Genomic DNA, 15,464 nt, shown 5'->3' with positions numbered 1-15,464 from the left:
TTCTGAAGCCCGACGTGTTTTAGGATTAATTATCGTTTGATTACGGCTTACTAGACCGAAAATGTATTAGACGGTGAAGCGATCCACCAAGTGATACAGCTCATTTGCACGACTGTTGAGGTTTTGGCTACCTGTACGGTTTTGATTCGCGAGTTCTGCCGATTGTGAGCTTTGGTCAGAAATCACCACGATGCGTTGAGATATTTCTTGTCCTACAATATTTTGCTGTTCAGTGGCTGTCGCAATAAGCGAGTTCATGTCCATGATGGTATCAATCGACGCTTGGATCTTCGCCAGTGCTTTGGCTGCGGCATTCGCTTCTTCCACGGTTTGCGCACTTCGGTTTTGACTTGAATCCATCGCTTTCACAGCAGCATCTGAGGCAGCTTTAAGTTGCTCAATCATCTTGTGAATGTCGCCAGTGCTTTCTTGAGTACGGCTTGCCAGTTTACGAACCTCATCGGCAACCACAGCAAACCCACGACCTTGTTCGCCTGCACGTGCAGCTTCAATCGCGGCATTCAACGCGAGTAGGTTAGTTTGCTCGGCAATGTCTTGGATGACCGCCAACGAAGAGGAGATATTCTGCACATCACCTTCTAAACGAGACACGACAGTGTTGGCTTCTGATACTTCGCTCGCTAGGCCTGCCACCGAATCTGCAGCGGCGTTTACTATCTGTTGCGCTTCTTTGGCATTGCCCTCTGCAAGTTTAGCGGAATCCGCCGCTTGGCTAGCGTTGCTCGAGATCTCTTGCGCCGTTGTGGTCATTTCAGTCATCGCCGTTGCAACTTGTTCAGTCTCTTCACGTTGCCCAGTAGCAATCTCGTCGACCTGCGCAGCGCGAGAAGACATGCTAGATGTCTCGGCTACGACTTGCTGACCGACATCGCTTACGCTGCGAATGATGGTTTGAAGGCTTGCCACGAAGGCGTTGAAGTTCTCGCTGAGTTTTGTGAACTCGGGCGCTTTGAAGGTTTCCATTCGAGCGGTTAAGTCAGCTTCGCCACTCGCGAATGCGCTGATTGAACGATCAAACTGCTCGAGTGGTTGCATGATGGTACGGTTGACGGCAACGGCAAACACAGCAACTACTAGGGCAATCAAACCACAGAATATAGCGATGGCCGTCAATGAGCTTTGTAACGCAGCATTTGAGCTCTCTTTCATCTCTGCGATGACCGCATCGATGTCGTCAGTATAGAAGCCTGTACCTAGCATCAAGTCCCACTGGGGAACGAATATCGAGTAGCTCAGTTTCGGTAGGGCTTCGGATTGACCAAGTTTTGGAAAGTAGTAGGTGGTGAATTCACCAAGCTTTGAGTTCTTGATCAAGTCACGAATCAGGTAGTTGCCTTTTTTGTCTTGCAGGTCGTAGTAGTTTTTACCAATGCCATCGTTATTTTGCCCAACAACTACTCGAACGCCTTTAGAGTCGTAGCCAAAGATGTAGCCAGACTCGCCATATTCGAGAGTTCTTAATGTCGGTAAGGCTTCTTCTAATGTTGCACCTCTTTCCAAGAACGGGCTAATAGAAGATTGAGCCATTTGCAGATACGCTTTAAGTTCCTTTTCTTTCATCGCCATCATATTGCTACGCGTCGATTCTACTTGTTGTGCGGTTAGCTCGGTGCTCTTCATATACGTCACGCTCATCATCCCAATTGCCATCAGTAGCAGTGGAATAAAAGAGAGAATATAAAGGCGGTTTTTGATGGTTAGGGTCATGTTACGCTTCCTGTGTGATTGTCTCATGCAATTTTCAACACATTATTAATGTGGTTTCAAAATGTAAATGGGCTTGTTGTTTAATTGTTATCCTAGAGTGTTTTTGTTTTATAAATATGATGACGGTTAGGTTTTTGGGGTGAGAAGCCTTGCAACTAGAGGCTTAAGCGCGAAAAAGTGAGTTTGTATCGATGCTTTTGAATTCGACGCTGCTTTGTTAGAATGCGACGCTTTGTAGCACCCTGCTATGTCTATTCGTTAAGTGAGAAAGATTCATGAACAAAAGCCATGTGACTATTGGTTTAACTAACCCAAAGAGCCCGACAAACGTTGGTGCTGTTATGCGTGCGGCTGGTTGTTACCAAGTCGACGAAGTTAAATACACAGGGCAACGCTACGAAAAAGCCGCAAAATTCCACACCGATACTAAGAGTGCTGCGCGTACTATCCCGTTGACTGGTGTTGAGTCGTTTTTAGACAATCTTGATCCAGAAACTAAGATCGTTTGCGTAGAACTCGCAGAAGGTGCAACACCACTACCGCGTTTTAAACACCCAGAAAATGCCATTTATATCTTTGGCCCTGAAGACGGCTCTATTTCTCAAGATGTCGCCGACAGAGCCGATCATGTTGTGTACGTACCAACAGTTGGCTGCATGAACTTGGCAGCGACAGTGAATGTGCTGCTTTACGATCGTCTTGCTAAATCTGATGAAATGGATGAGAGCAACGAACTGATTAAGAAAAGCCGTGATAACCGTAACCATCTGCTAATCAAAGAAAAGTAATTCTCTGCTTCTAGTGTTATCTATCCCGTACGCAATCGGATATTATCTTGAGTTCATCATCAGATAATTGAAGGGTTAGATAACACCATGGAAGACAAGCAATTACTTGCCGCGCTACAGCAACACTCTGTCCTCGATCTCTATCAGTTATTCCAAGAAGTTGGTCAAAACCGCTCTTTGTATGCATTACTAGAGAGGTTATCTTCCCTTAAAGAACATCATCAACTGAGTACTCGTCTTAGCCCTTTTAAGCCTCATATCGAAGGATTGCTAGCTCAATTTGATAGCGTCACGCCAGATAGCGAGATCCTCAAGGCAGTCGCTCTTCAGTCTGAGATTCAGCAACGAGGCCACAGTATGAGTCGTTACATCATGACATCAGATAACCATCGCCATTTTTCCCCAAGTGCAGACCTAGTCATGTTTGGTGATTCGATCACCGAATGGGCCCCGTGGGCGGATATCTTTCGCGATGTTTCGATGGTCAACCGTGGCTTAGCGGGTGATACCACAACTGGCATGTTGCGCCGTATTGATACCACGTTGAATGTGAAGCCCAAGCTGGTGTGTTTTATGGCAGGGATAAACGATTTAGCTCAGGGTTATGATGTCGACCATATCTACCAGAACTACATTGATATGCTTAAGGTGTGGCAAGAAAATGAGATTCGCATATTGGTGCAATCAACGCTTTATGTTGGCTCTAAACTGCAAGGTTTAAATCCGTCGGTTGAACTGCTCAATAGCAAGCTAAGCGAGTACTGTACACAGCAAGGCATTGCGTTCTTAGATGTGAATTCAGTATTGTCACCTAATAAGCTGTTGTCGAACGAGTACTCGTGTGATGATCTGCATTTGAATGCGAAGGCTTATCAAACTTGGGCTGAGATACTTCAACCTACGATAGCTGAGCTACTAAAATAGACTCACGCAAAACGCTAGCTAGACCGATAAACAGCTTAGCTAATACAAGAAAAGCCAAACCCTAGATTTGTTTCGCGAACCATAAGGACATCAATGTGAACCTAAGACAATTGGAAGTCTTTTACGCCATTATGCAGACCGGAACCGTATCTGGAGCCGCTCGCAGCTTGCATGTGTCGCAACCAAACGTGACCCGTATTTTGGCGCACACGGAGCAACAACTTGGGTTTGGCTTATTCGAACGAGTTAAAGGGCGCTTAGTACCAACGGTTGAAGCGAAAACCTTGCTGCCAGAAGCGGAAAAGGTCTACCAACAATTAGGCCAATTTCGGTGTTTGACCAACAAAGTGAAGCAAGGCCATCAGCACTTACGTATTGGTGCGCCGCCGATTTTAGCGACTAAATTACTGACTCCGGTAATCGCCCAAATGTCTCGCGAGCAAAATGGCAGTAAGCAAGAGCTCTCTTTTGAGTTGCTGACAGCAAACCGTGATGAGTTGTGTGAAGGTTTACTCAAGCATGAACTAGATATTGCTATTGCTTTTGGCGATGAAGCACCGCCTGCGATATTAAGTGAAACGCTATTAACCGAATCACTAAAGGTTTTGGTTCCTTCCAATACGGTTGATCATTTCCCCGCGGAATTAACGTTAGATGATCTGATCAATTATCCGCTGCCAATCATCGGGCTCGATAGCCGCGATCCATTAGGCCTCCTGTTACATCAAAGCCTTATTGCACGCGATGAGCATTATCACCACCCGATATCTGTACGTGGGTATAGCGCGGCGGCGGAACTGGTCAAGCACCAAGCGGGGTTTGCGATTGTTGATCCGTGGACGGCAGAGCAATATCAAAATGACGATGCGGTCTGTGTGTTGCCGCTTCAACCAGACATCCAATTTTCGGTATCGATGCTTTGCGCAGAGCACACCCCTCAGTCGATTTCCGTTAAGCAATTTATCGCTTCATTGAAAATCCATACTCACCCTATAACTTAAGGTTATAGGCTCGCCATAAATAGGCATTCGGCAGCTTCGAAATTCTTAATTAAAGTAAACCCATACAAGGGCTTATTAATTAGGAATACTCATGTCGATCGCTCAACCTTACCTTCTTTTTCTTGGGGATGTTACTGACCCACTCGCTGCAAAAACAGCTCGCGGTATTGATCAATGGCGACCAGAAATCTGCCTAGGTCAACTGCGTTTAACGGGTGATACCGTTTCACTGGGCTTAACGGATATGACCCTGCAAGAGGCGCAAGCGCAGGGCGCGAAGACGCTAGTGATTGGTACCGCAAATCCGGGTGGTGTTATTCCTGATTCTTGGCAGTCAACCATTATGGCCGCTGCAGAAATGGGATATGAGATTGCATCTGGCATGCACCAACGATTGAGTGAATTTTCACCGCTTGCTGACATGCAGCAACAAGGATTGACTAAGCTTCATGATGTACGCCATTTTGACGGTGTTCTTAATGTTGGTAACGGTAAGCTTCGTCAAGGTAAGCGCCTGCTTACTGTCGGAACTGATTGCTCAGTAGGCAAAATGTTCTCGGCATTAGCGATTGAAAAGTCGCTTAAGCAAGCGGGAACATCCGCTCAGTTTAAAGCGACAGGGCAGACAGGTATTTTGATTGAAGGCAGCGGTATTTCGATTGATGCGGTGGTTGCGGATTTTATTTCTGGCGCAGTTGAAGCGATTAGCCCTGATTTTACCGACCACGATTGGGACATCATTGAAGGGCAAGGCTCTTTGTTCAACCCTTCGTTTGCAGGCGTGAGTTTGGGTCTTTTACATGGCGCACAAGCTGATGCCTTAGTGCTGTGTCATGAAGTTGGGCGACCACATATTCGTAACCTTCCTCATGCTAAATTACCAAGCATAGAACAGACGATTGAAGCCAACTTGCAAGCGGCGCGACTGACTAATCCAGATGCGAAGCTGGTGGGTATCTGCTTGAACACGTCGGCGATTAGCATTGAAGAGGCTGAGACATTGTGCCAAGAATGGACCACACTCTATCAAGTGCCAGTGACGGACCCAGTGCGCTTTGGTGTACAACACATTACTGATCATTTGCGACATTCACTTTAACGACTTCATCATTTCTACGTTTCCATTTGTTAAAGTGAACATTAACCGAGTGAAATTATGAAGATTACAGCTGAACCCATTATTATCGCGATGCAAACGCCTTTTCGCATCTCTCGTGGCAGTCGAACTGAGTGTCACGTTGTTCGTGTTTACATTGAACATGGTGGCAAACGAGCTCAGGGCGAATGCACGCCTTACCCACGATACGGCGAGTCATCGGAGTCTGTGTTAGCGCAAATCCAACAAGCGTCTAGCGCACTTGAAGCTATGTTTGAACGAGGCGTTACTGATCCGGCAGAGCTAAGAGATCATCTTCAGTCTTTATTGACCGGAGGGGCAGCGCGCAATGCGGTCGATTGTGCGCTTTGGGATTTTGAAGCTCAGCAGAACGACCAGACGTTTCCGAATAGCTTGTTTGAGTTGCCTGCTCAAATCGTGACTGCAATGACAGTCTCGATTGGCACGCCAGAAGCCATGGCGACTCAGACTCGAGACTATGTCGCGAATGGTGCGAAACTTCTGAAAGTGAAGCTTGACGGCGAGCAGGTGGTAGAGCGTGTTCGCGCGGTACGAGAAGCTGCGGCAGATGTTCAAATTGTATTGGATGCGAATGAAGCGTGGACAGGATTGAATCTCGAAGAGTTGTTCAATCAACTGGTAGAATTTGATATTGCGATGATCGAGCAGCCGTTACCCCAACAGCACGATGCCTCATTGGCGCACATCAAGCACCCGATACCACTGTGTGCTGATGAAAGCTGTCATACCACTTCGCAACTTTCATCTTTGTTAGGCAAATATGAAATGGTCAACATCAAGCTCGATAAAACAGGTGGTTTGACCGAAGCATTGGTACTTGCTGAAGAAGCTCAAAGGCTAGGATTTACGCTGATGTCGGGTTGTATGCTCGGTACATCGCTGGCGATGCGTGCAGCTCTGCCTATCGCCGTTCAATCTGAAATCGTCGACCTCGATGGCCCAGTCTTACTTGGTCAAGATGTAGCACCATCACTGACTTATCGAGATGGGATGATTATTCTCTAAGTTCGTTGAGCCCGTTTAATCGATGGACATGACATGAATGAAATCGTATGAGTGAAAACTTGTGCGATTTTTGCTTCAAAGTCTGAGCGATTATCTAAATTACTTCACTTTTAAGCCTCAGCAGCGCATCCACAAATTCTGCAAACCCATAGCCACCAGGCTGCGACATGACCCTGCTTGGATGATGCTCTAGCTTATCCCAATAATGTTGAATGTTTGCCACGCCAACGGTAAGTGGAAGTGATTCGAACATCTGCTGATCATTCATTGAATCGCCGACATAGCAGGCTTGATTGTGGATTTGCTCAAGCGATAAGCCTTTATTAGCCAGGAAACGGTGCACGGCGTTTTTCTTTGAGTGTTCGCCGTACCAAGCGTTGATATGAATCGAACTTGCCGTCGCGTGTGCGCCTAAAGCGTGTATTCTTTCGAGTACCGCTTGAACAGTTTCAGGATCAACAGGCTTACGGTTTTGGCCGATATCAATCGCGACCTCACACAAGCGGTAAGATTGATCCAAAGTTAGCGATAGGTCGGGGTAACTCAACAAGATCGCTTCAACTTCTTGTTTTAGCTTAGCTTGGTTCTTACGCACTTGTTCTAGCGGTGTTTCAGATGAGAGTTGTAATGCATCATCTTGCTTCTCTAGTAAGAAGGCGCCGTTTTCTCCAAGCACGGCATCGACAGGCCAGAGCTGCGCAATATGGTCACACCAACCAGCACAGGCTCCCGTTACAGCGACCACTTTGATTCCATTGTCTCTCAGCTTTTGTAACACAATCAGGGTTTCTGGAGGGAGTGAACCTTGCCAAGTGAGCGTGTCATCGACGTCGGTTAATACCCATTCGATGTGCTTCCAGTTGTTGTCTAGTTGGTGTTCCATTAAAACTCACTTATTCCATGGATTGTTTTACACAGAGCGTATTAATTCAGCCCAATGTAGAATTAGAAGCTAACGTGATTAGAAAATACAGTGTTTAGCAAAATCGCCCGCTTCATTAGCCGTCCAGTCACCTTTAGGCTTTTCTTTCATATCCGCACACCAAGCTTCGCTGCCAACCTCGGTACAAGCCATTAATTGAGTAGCAAGGAAAAGTATCAACGCGATTTTCTTCATAATAAACATTCCGTTGTGGTCTAAATTTCTGCTTATAACTGTATCAAATACCACAAGTGATTGTTATCGCTGCTAAGAACTTAAGGGCGTTAATAATGATGTGGGGTTGAGCTGAATTCGAGGGACGGTAAAGAAGCGAAGGTTTGCTTGGCTTTAAGATCGAAAAAGCCAGCAACGTATGCTGGCTTTGAAATTCTTAATAAGTTTCTATTCGTTATTTCGCTTTAACTACTTATCGATTTATACCAATTTCATCTCTTGGATGATGTCCGAAGCAATCTCTGGCTTCGTGCTTGTTGGTTTCTCGTGTAGGTCGGCTTTCAATTGTCCCTTACGGTTACTTAGGCCCGCTTCAAGTTTCTTAAGTGCTGCAGCGATAGCTGGGTACATAACATCGTCTGTCGATTTTGCTGTTACTCGTACACCTTCGTAGTTGGTGAATACTTCAACCTGATGTTGACCGTGTTCTTTAGTAATGATGATGTCGCAACTGATCAGTGATGGGAAATGGTTAGATATCTTCTCGAATTTACCTTCGATGTCTTTGCGTGACTCGTCGTTAATTGATACATGATGTGTTTGAACATTTATTTTCATAAATCATACCTTTCCAATGACTGTGTCATTTAAACGTAGCAAACATCGGATAGATTAACCAACTGAGAATTAGCACATGTGTGATTGACTTCAGTGTTATCAAATATTCTCTTGTTACTCCCTTGAAAGTCCGATGAACTGATCGCATATTATGTTTCGTGTTTTAAAGACATGTTCAAAAAAACTCCATCCTTGATAATTTGCGCTAACCTACAGCGAATTCCCAGTGAATCTCTCTTTATCGGTTTTATAATTCCGAACTTGTCACTCCATTGATTTTCTTTCCAGCTCACTCACTTTTTCTTCTTTGATTAAAAACTCAGCTTAAGTTACTAATTTATAGACACTCAACTGCCCACTCCATATTGAAGTGAAACTCTCCTGCTGTGAGTTGAGACTCGGGTATGGTAATGCGTGCTCGAATATCGACTTCTTTATTGGATGCCAGTTGATCGACAGGAAATTCGACGCCCTGACGCCAATAATTAATGTCACCTTCATAGCGAACCGGCGTTTCGACTTTGAATCGCACAAGTTCTGAAATGCGAGACTCATCAATTGAGCCTAGATCAATATGTTGCAGTTTGAGCAACAATCGAGAATCTTTGCGATTGGACTCAAGCTTAAGCGTTATCGCTCGGCCATCGTATTCTCGGCCACTGAATTTAAGCCGTTTAAGCGTATTAAAACCATCAAAGCCATTAAGATTGATGCAGAAATGCTGGAGCTGTTAGGCAGTGAAGATGGCAACACGGCGATGATCAAAGTGAGCTGGGATGAGAAGGGAATGAAGGTCTATAAGGATGGCTACTTAGCGGATTATGAGTACGGGATTGCCCCTCATGAGATGCAAGAAAACTACGAATTAGCACCTAAGTAACTCGATTCGATTGCAGAAAAGCGCCTTACTTATTAGTGGGCGCTTTTCTTTTGCTCACCAAAGCATGACGAAACTCACACTTTTCTGACAATTAATGACTCGTTGTGCTAGTATGCGCCGCTTGTCTTTGTAATTGATAAAAAACGCATTACCAAAACAGACTTTTCTGTTTACCTGCTTGTCATGACCTCATTCAGTTTGGCCTGACTTGGCTGAACATCTGCATTTTGCTCGGACGCAAAGAGAGTAGTTCTCACTACTTCACTATGTACATTTGAGAGCACCATCTATCAAAGGCCTTTTTGAAACAACCTAAATTAGCGCGAACTTAGTTCAGCGTGAAGGGTTTCGTTTTTCCAAAAATCCCTCCGGCGGCTAAGTGAACCTTAGTTGCTGACAAATAAGGAGTCTATATGACGACTACGGTATCTACATCCGTACCTACATCTCAAGCTGGTAACGCAGCGCCGACAGAGAAAGAAGTAAACCACCCGTTTCTCTCTTTGGTTATCATGGTGATCGTTGCTGCAATCGCAACTTACTTCATCCCTGCTGGTGAATTCGAGCGAGTGGTCATGAATGGCCGCACGGTTATCGACCCAGACAGCTACACACAATTGACCAGCAACCCAACAACATTAGCCTCTTTTTTCGAATCATTTTTTAAAGGCTTCAAATCCGCTTCTGGCGTGATGGGCGTTGTGGTATTTGTGGGTGGTGCTTTTGGCATTATCAAACACATGGGTCTGTTAGACGCATCCGTTGTTGCACTAACTACTAAGCTAAAGAAGCAAGGCTTATACGTGATTGCGCCTGTGATCATGACGGCGATCTTCTTCAACGTTACCTTCACCGGTATGCGTGAACTTGATGTCATTTTCATCTCTTTGATGATCCCGATCTGTATCAAGCTTGGCTATGACGCGATTACGGCACTTGGCGTTGTTTTACTGGCAAGTTGTGCCGGTTTCGCGGCCGCTTTGGCTAACCCATTCTTTACGGGTATTGCACACACTATCGCTGAACTGCCTATGTATTCAGGCATGTGGTACCGCTTTATTGTTGGTATGTTCATGTTGTTAACGGGTGCATGGTATGTGCTTAACTACGCGCGCAAAGTTAAGCAAGATCCGACCAAAGGCTTGTTACACGGCACGGGTTACCACTACGAATCTAGCGTTGAAGCGAAAACACTGACTTCTCGTGAAAAGCTTGCGGGCATCGCATTCTTGGGCGTATTCGCATACATGATCTTCGGCACTTTGACGATGGGTTTTGGCTTTACCGAGATTGCGGGTGCATTTGTGGCAATGGCGATCATTCCGGGTTTGGTGGCGGGTTTATCTCCGAACAAGATTTGTGAGTATTGGACCAAAGGTGTTAGCGATGTATTGGTGGCAGTACTGATCATCTTCTTCGCTCGCTCAGTGTTGACCATTATGGAAGATGCGAAGATTGTTGATTCTATTATCTTCTATCTTGCACAGATCATTTCTGGTAGCTCTAAACTTGTGGCAGCAGCAGGGATCTACTTCTCGCAGGCTGCGATCAACTTATTCATTCCGTCTGGCAGTGGCCAAGCGGTGATCACTATGCCAATCATCATTCCATTGGCAGATATTGGTCAAGTGACTCGCCAAGTTGCGGCGTTGGCTTCTCAATTGGGTGATGGTATTTCTAATTATATTTACCCAACCAATGGTGGCTTGTTGGCGGTATTGGCTATAGCAAAAGTACCTTACACCAAGTGGGTTCGTTTCTTCTTACCACTGTTCTTGTTCTGGTCGGTAGGCGCTTTGGTTTCTGTTGTGATTGCTCAAATGATTGAGTTAGGGCCTTTCTAAGGTTTCTGTTTAATCGAATACATGGACAGTTAAGGCTTAACTGAAGCTGTGTGAGTAAATAAGAAGGCAGCGAATTCGCTGCCTTTTTTCGTTTAAAGAAAAGCTATTCCAACGTTAAAGGTTACTCTTCAAATTGGTAAGAAGAGGGCACCACAATCACGCCTTGTTTTGATATGTGGAAGCGTTTCGCATCGGCAAGGCCATCAAGACCGATCTGGGTTCCGTCAGGCACCTTAACGTTCTTGTCGATGATGCAGTTTTGTATGTGGCAATTTTTTCCAATCTCAACATCTTCAAACAGAATACTATCAATCACAATCGCGGCATTGCTGACTTTCACTTTCGGGAAGAAGATTGAGTTTTGCGCCGAGCCGCCTTCAATTACAACGCCATTCGCTATCATCGAGTTGATGAATATTCCTTGATTACCTTCAACTGAAGCAATGGTTCGTGCGGGTGGCAGCTGCGGTTCGTAAGTACGAATCGCCCAATCAGGTTGATATAAATCGATAGGCGAAGCTGGCTTTAACAGGTCCATGTTGGATTGGTAATAAGAGTCGATAGTACCAACATCTCTCCAGTACGCATCTTGGGTCACTCGGCCTTCTTCATCCCCAAACTTGTATGCGTAAACACTGTTGTTGCCCACCAATTTAGGAATGATATCTTTACCAAAATCGTGGCTTGAGTTCGGATCTTCGGCGTCCGCCAGTAGCGCTTGTGTCAGTACTTCTTTATCAAAGATGTAAATTCCCATTGAAGCCATGCTTCGAGTCGGCCTACCAGGTACACATGCAGGGTAACGTGGCTTCTCGGTAAAGTTATTGATCTCTAGAGACTCGTCTATCTCCATCACACCAAACTCTTTAGCTTCGTCAATCGAAACCTCCATGCACGCCACGGTTAGGTCGGCCTCGTTCTTTTTGTGCTGCTTGAGCATTGGCGCGTAATCCATGCGATAGATATGGTCGCCAGATAACACCACCACATGCTTGGCTTCACTGCGAGACAGCAGATACAAGTTTTGATAAATCGCATCGGCAGTACCGCTGTACCAGCTATCACCGGTTCGCATTTGTGGGGGAACATTGGTGATGTATTCGCCGAGCTCGGGGTTAAGCACCGACCAACCATCACGTAAGTGTTTTTGCAAAGAGTGAGACTTGTACTGAGTTAGCACCAGAATTTGGCGAAGTCCGGAGTGCAGGCAGTTCGCGAGTGTGAAATCGATGATTCGATATTTGCCACCAAAAGGTACCGCAGGTTTTGCACGGTTATCGGTGAGGGGAGAAAGCCGAGAGCCAACACCGCCGGCCAGAACGATTGTTAGAGTGTCTTGCATAGTCAGAACCTCAATGTATTTATGATTATTAACATAGACTTGCAAGCACTAAGCCAAATGTAACTCATTGAATATTATACGAGGCGAGATTGATTCTTGTTGTTCTGCACCAAAATGATGCACGTGAGATATTGGCTTGCTCTATTTTGATCCAAAAAAGATCCGAATAGAGTGAATTGTTTGGATTAACAAAATGACGCACGGAAAAGCTGCATTACAAAACTGTCAATAAAATGAAGGAATAAAGTGATCGGCTCGATATAAATTTACATAAATAATCACAACTTTTCACAAATTGATTTCCATCAATAAAGTAGGGTTATTCTATGATACCTTGCACGCAAAATAAGAAATGATTACTCATTCACCAATAAAGATTAAGCCCCCAAAAGGAAATTATAATGAAAAAAACAGTATGTGGTATTGCGGTTATTGCGGCTCTTATGTCAACCAATGTTCTTGCTCATAAAGAAGGTGATTTCATCATCCGTGCAGGTGCAGCAACGGTATCTCCTAACGATAGTAGTGGCGCTGTGTTGAATGATCCAAATACAGAATTCTCTGTAGACTCAAACACTCAACTTGGTTTGACTTTTGGCTACATGTTTACAGATAACATCAGCTTTGAAGTACTAGCGGCAAGCCCATTTTCTCACAACATTTCTGCAACTGGTCTAGGTGAAATTGCTGATACGAAACACCTACCACCAACGTTTATGGTTCAGTATTACTTTGGCCAAGCAAACAGTGACTTCCGCCCTTACGTAGGTGCTGGTATCAACTACACTGTATTCTTCGATGAGTCACTAAATCAAGGAGCGAAAGATCTAGGTTTAAGCGACTTATCTCTTGATGACTCTTGGGGCTTGGCAGCAAACATTGGTATGGACTACATGATCAATGAAGACTGGTTCCTGAACGCATCGGTTTGGTATGCAGATATCGGCACTACAGCAAAATATAAGTTTAATGGTCAACAGTTCTCGACAGACGTTGATATCGACCCATGGGTATTCATGATTGGTGGTGGTTACAACTTCTAATCTCCCTATTCGGTTTACTAAAGGCGCTCAAGCATCAGCCAGCTTGGGCCCTTTTTTTGCTTACTTGTTAATAGAGTGCTCACCTTAACTTTCTGTTGCTATGAGTAAGAGAAACTTATTGTTGTCATTTATTGTTAATAGAAGGGAAAGATAAGTGTCATAACAGCCCTCTATGATCGCGATTCAAATTATGGAGGATATATGAATCGTAAATTTAATAAGCTGACATTATTACTGCCTATCGCGGTAAGTTCTGCTCTAGTAGGCTGTTCTCAACCAACATCACCAACGACTGCTACGCCATCTCAAACATCACTTGATGCTTTTAGCCTTCAATGCCAATCCATCGAGCAGCCAAGCGCTTCCAATGCTGAGGTAACCGGAATCAGCCTAGTTGGCCGTTCAATCGCCGACGCCCCGTTTGATACTTCTGCAGCCGAAATCGTCAGCTACGATTCATGTACCGATAAATTGTATGTCGTAAATGCTCAAGCAAAGAAAGTTGACGTGCTATCGATGAATACCGATAGCTCGCCAAGCTCTGAAGGCTCTATTGATCTTCAATCAGCGGCTGTAGCTTCCGGGATTGATATTGGTGCAGCGAACAGCGTGTCGACTCATCAAGGATTAGTTGCGGTCGCGATTGAAAATGCGGACAAGCAACAAAATGGCATTATTGCTCTGTATCGCTCAGACACACTAGAGCTGATCACCACTTACACAGCTGGCGCACTGCCAGACATGGTGAGCTTCTCGAAAGACGGTCGTTATATTGCGTCAGCAAATGAAGGTGAGCCGAATGCGGATTACAGCATTGATCCTGAAGGTTCAGTAACGCTGGTGGATTTAGCGAATGGGCCGATGCAAGCGAAGGTCACTCAGATTAATTTCAAGGCATTTAACCAAGGTCAGCCTCGTCACCAGGAATTAACCGATAAGGTTCGAATTTCAGCTCCCGATGCGACCGTCGCTCAAGACCTAGAGCCTGAATACCTAACGTTTGCTGACAACGGCAAACTCTACGTTGCCCTGCAAGAGAACAACGCACTAGCAGCGATTGATGTCGCAACGGCAGAGGTGGATACGATTCTTGGTTTAGGCGGCAAACCTTGGGATAGCGCGCAATTGGATGCGTCGAATAAAGACAAAAATATCGGCAACCTACAAAACTACGCGATGTTAGAAGGACTTTACATGCCAGACAGCATCACTAGCTACAGTGTTGATGGCAACACCTACATCGTGACTGCGAACGAAGGTGATGGTCGTGAATATGGCATCAAGACTACGCAAGAAATGTGTGATGAGAAAGGTTTTGAGTGGGACGGTGACGATTATCAAGGCACCGAAAACTACACCACAGAAAAAGACTTTTGTATCGCTTATGTCGATGAAGTACGCGGCAAGAAGTTAGATATTGACGCTAACCACCCATTAGATGGCGCATTGAAAGACAACAAGCAACTTGCACGTCTTAAAGTGATTAAGCCACAAGGGACACTCGCTGCTGACCAAAAGGTTCAAGCATTCGGCAGCCGCTCGTTCTCTATCTGGGATGAGTCAGGCGAGCTAGTGTTTGATAGCGGCGATGATTTTGCTCGAATTGTACTTGAGCAAGATCCTGCAAACTTCAACAGCACCAATGATAACAACCAAAGCGGTGACGATCGTAGTGATGATAAAGGCGTAGAACCTGAAGCGATCGAAGTGGCGGAGATCAACGGCAAGCACTATGCCTTTATTGGACTTGAGCGCCAAGGTGGCATCATGGTTTACGACGTAACACAGCCTAAAAACGCAAGTTTCATCAGCTACTTGAACAATCGCGACTTTACTCAGCCTGTGTGCACTAAGGTTGATGAAGACGGTGATTGCGACAACGAGACTTACAACGCTAAAGCGGGTGATTTAGGTCCAGAATCAATCAAGTATTTCACTCGTTCTGGTAACCACTTTATTGCGGTTGGCAACGAAGTGAGTGGTAGCACGTCAGTTTACCGCGTTGAGTTCTAATCTCGCTTATTGCTTAGCAATTAGATTGAATCAAAACAAAAGCG

At 45.2% G+C, this 15,464-nt stretch carries 14 protein-coding genes and 1 pseudogene; 9 read left to right on the top strand and 6 right to left on the bottom strand.

Translation table 11 applies throughout. The annotated features are described in order from the left end of the window. Positions 1-66: 66 nt before the first annotated feature. Complete coding sequence (locus tag AB4512_RS02545; RefSeq protein ID WP_372174323.1) at positions 67-1,728, bottom strand: methyl-accepting chemotaxis protein; 1,662 nt, start codon at positions 1,726-1,728, stop codon at positions 67-69. Between the two features lie 275 nt (positions 1,729-2,003). Between AB4512_RS02545 and AB4512_RS02540 the strand changes: the two genes are divergently transcribed. From AB4512_RS02540 to dgcA, 5 genes are all read left to right on the top strand, one after another. Then, the gene (locus AB4512_RS02540; RefSeq protein WP_017061674.1) at positions 2,004-2,516 is read left to right on the top strand and encodes an RNA methyltransferase; all 513 of its coding nucleotides are present in this window, start codon (positions 2,004-2,006) and stop codon (positions 2,514-2,516) included. Positions 2,517-2,603: 87 nt separating this feature from the next. Continuing rightward, on the top strand, positions 2,604-3,440 hold the full coding sequence (locus AB4512_RS02535) for an SGNH/GDSL hydrolase family protein (protein WP_372174322.1): 837 nt from the start codon (positions 2,604-2,606) through the stop codon (positions 3,438-3,440). A 95-nt stretch (positions 3,441-3,535) separates the two neighbouring features. Further along, positions 3,536-4,441, top strand: a complete 906-nt coding sequence (locus AB4512_RS02530) for a LysR family transcriptional regulator (protein WP_372174320.1) — start codon at positions 3,536-3,538, stop codon at positions 4,439-4,441. A gap of 91 nt (positions 4,442-4,532) precedes the next feature. Then, positions 4,533-5,540, top strand: coding sequence for an N-acetyltransferase DgcN (dgcN, locus tag AB4512_RS02525; protein ID WP_372174319.1), 1,008 nt, complete (start codon positions 4,533-4,535; stop codon positions 5,538-5,540). A gap of 57 nt (positions 5,541-5,597) precedes the next feature. Then, a complete protein-coding gene (gene dgcA, locus AB4512_RS02520; RefSeq protein WP_372174317.1) occupies positions 5,598-6,584 on the top strand; it encodes an N-acetyl-D-Glu racemase DgcA in 987 nt (328 codons plus the stop codon). 94 nt (positions 6,585-6,678) lie between these two features. Here the strand turns inward: dgcA and AB4512_RS02515 are convergent, their stop codons facing one another. From AB4512_RS02515 to AB4512_RS02500, 4 genes are all read right to left on the bottom strand, one after another. Continuing rightward, entirely contained in the window at positions 6,679-7,467 is a 789-nt protein-coding gene (locus tag AB4512_RS02515; protein ID WP_102393449.1) for an HAD-IIB family hydrolase, read from the bottom strand. A gap of 78 nt (positions 7,468-7,545) precedes the next feature. Then, positions 7,546-7,701 carry a DUF3012 domain-containing protein gene (locus AB4512_RS02510; protein WP_017061679.1) on the bottom strand — a complete coding sequence of 52 codons (156 nt, stop codon included), beginning with the start codon at positions 7,699-7,701 and terminating at the stop codon, positions 7,546-7,548. Between the two features lie 240 nt (positions 7,702-7,941). Further along, positions 7,942-8,298, bottom strand: coding sequence for a ribosome hibernation-promoting factor, HPF/YfiA family (gene hpf, locus AB4512_RS02505; protein ID WP_017061680.1), 357 nt, complete (start codon positions 8,296-8,298; stop codon positions 7,942-7,944). A 337-nt stretch (positions 8,299-8,635) separates the two neighbouring features. After that, positions 8,636-8,893 (bottom strand): hypothetical protein, encoded by a 258-nt coding sequence (locus AB4512_RS02500; RefSeq protein ID WP_229648214.1) that lies wholly within the window; start codon positions 8,891-8,893, stop codon positions 8,636-8,638. A 57-nt stretch (positions 8,894-8,950) separates the two neighbouring features. On the opposite strand from AB4512_RS02500, the pseudogene AB4512_RS02495 reads away from it, so the two are divergent. Both AB4512_RS02495 and AB4512_RS02490 read left to right on the top strand, forming a co-directional pair. Then, positions 8,951-9,178 (top strand): annotated as a pseudogene (locus AB4512_RS02495) (hypothetical protein); the annotation flags it as partial. A 413-nt stretch (positions 9,179-9,591) separates the two neighbouring features. After that, positions 9,592-11,022, top strand: coding sequence for a YfcC family protein (locus AB4512_RS02490; RefSeq protein WP_372174315.1), 1,431 nt, complete (start codon positions 9,592-9,594; stop codon positions 11,020-11,022). Positions 11,023-11,143: 121 nt separating this feature from the next. On the opposite strand, the gene glgC is transcribed toward AB4512_RS02490, so the two are convergent. Then, positions 11,144-12,364, bottom strand: a complete 1,221-nt coding sequence (gene glgC / locus AB4512_RS02485; protein WP_372174314.1) for a glucose-1-phosphate adenylyltransferase — start codon at positions 12,362-12,364, stop codon at positions 11,144-11,146. 401 nt (positions 12,365-12,765) lie between these two features. On the opposite strand from glgC, the gene ompW reads away from it, so the two are divergent. Together ompW and AB4512_RS02475 are read left to right on the top strand one after the other, a co-directional pair. Further along, a complete protein-coding gene (ompW, locus tag AB4512_RS02480) occupies positions 12,766-13,407 on the top strand; it encodes an outer membrane protein OmpW (RefSeq protein WP_008216576.1) in 642 nt (213 codons plus the stop codon). 201 nt (positions 13,408-13,608) lie between these two features. Next, positions 13,609-15,420 (top strand): choice-of-anchor I family protein, encoded by a 1,812-nt coding sequence (locus AB4512_RS02475; RefSeq protein WP_372174312.1) that lies wholly within the window; start codon positions 13,609-13,611, stop codon positions 15,418-15,420. The last annotated feature ends 44 nt before the right edge of the window (positions 15,421-15,464 follow it).

It is taken from the genome of Vibrio sp. 10N.222.52.B7, from assembly GCF_041474275.1.
Classification (GTDB): Bacteria; Pseudomonadota; Gammaproteobacteria; order Enterobacterales; family Vibrionaceae; genus Vibrio; species Vibrio crassostreae_C.
Note: the sequence above shows the minus strand (reverse complement) of the source record. Positions and strands in the feature narration are given on the sequence as shown.

What these genes read in the sequence shown, in the direction of transcription:
- dgcA (WP_372174317.1), top strand. Translation starts at nt 5,598, where the DNA reads ATGAAGATTACAGCTGAACCCATTATTATCGCGATGCAAACGCCTTTT.
- dgcN (WP_372174319.1), top strand. Translation starts at nt 4,533, where the DNA reads ATGTCGATCGCTCAACCTTACCTTCTTTTTCTTGGGGATGTTACTGAC.
- ompW (WP_008216576.1), top strand. Translation starts at nt 12,766, where the DNA reads ATGAAAAAAACAGTATGTGGTATTGCGGTTATTGCGGCTCTTATGTCA.
- hpf (WP_017061680.1), bottom strand. Translation starts at nt 8,298, where the DNA reads ATGAAAATAAATGTTCAAACACATCATGTATCAATTAACGACGAGTCA.
- AB4512_RS02510 (WP_017061679.1), bottom strand. Translation starts at nt 7,701, where the DNA reads ATGAAGAAAATCGCGTTGATACTTTTCCTTGCTACTCAATTAATGGCT.
- AB4512_RS02545 (WP_372174323.1), bottom strand. Translation starts at nt 1,728, where the DNA reads ATGACCCTAACCATCAAAAACCGCCTTTATATTCTCTCTTTTATTCCA.
- glgC (WP_372174314.1), bottom strand. Translation starts at nt 12,364, where the DNA reads ATGCAAGACACTCTAACAATCGTTCTGGCCGGCGGTGTTGGCTCTCGG.
- AB4512_RS02540 (WP_017061674.1), top strand. Translation starts at nt 2,004, where the DNA reads ATGAACAAAAGCCATGTGACTATTGGTTTAACTAACCCAAAGAGCCCG.
- AB4512_RS02475 (WP_372174312.1), top strand. Translation starts at nt 13,609, where the DNA reads ATGAATCGTAAATTTAATAAGCTGACATTATTACTGCCTATCGCGGTA.
- AB4512_RS02515 (WP_102393449.1), bottom strand. Translation starts at nt 7,467, where the DNA reads ATGGAACACCAACTAGACAACAACTGGAAGCACATCGAATGGGTATTA.
- AB4512_RS02490 (WP_372174315.1), top strand. Translation starts at nt 9,592, where the DNA reads ATGACGACTACGGTATCTACATCCGTACCTACATCTCAAGCTGGTAAC.
- AB4512_RS02535 (WP_372174322.1), top strand. Translation starts at nt 2,604, where the DNA reads ATGGAAGACAAGCAATTACTTGCCGCGCTACAGCAACACTCTGTCCTC.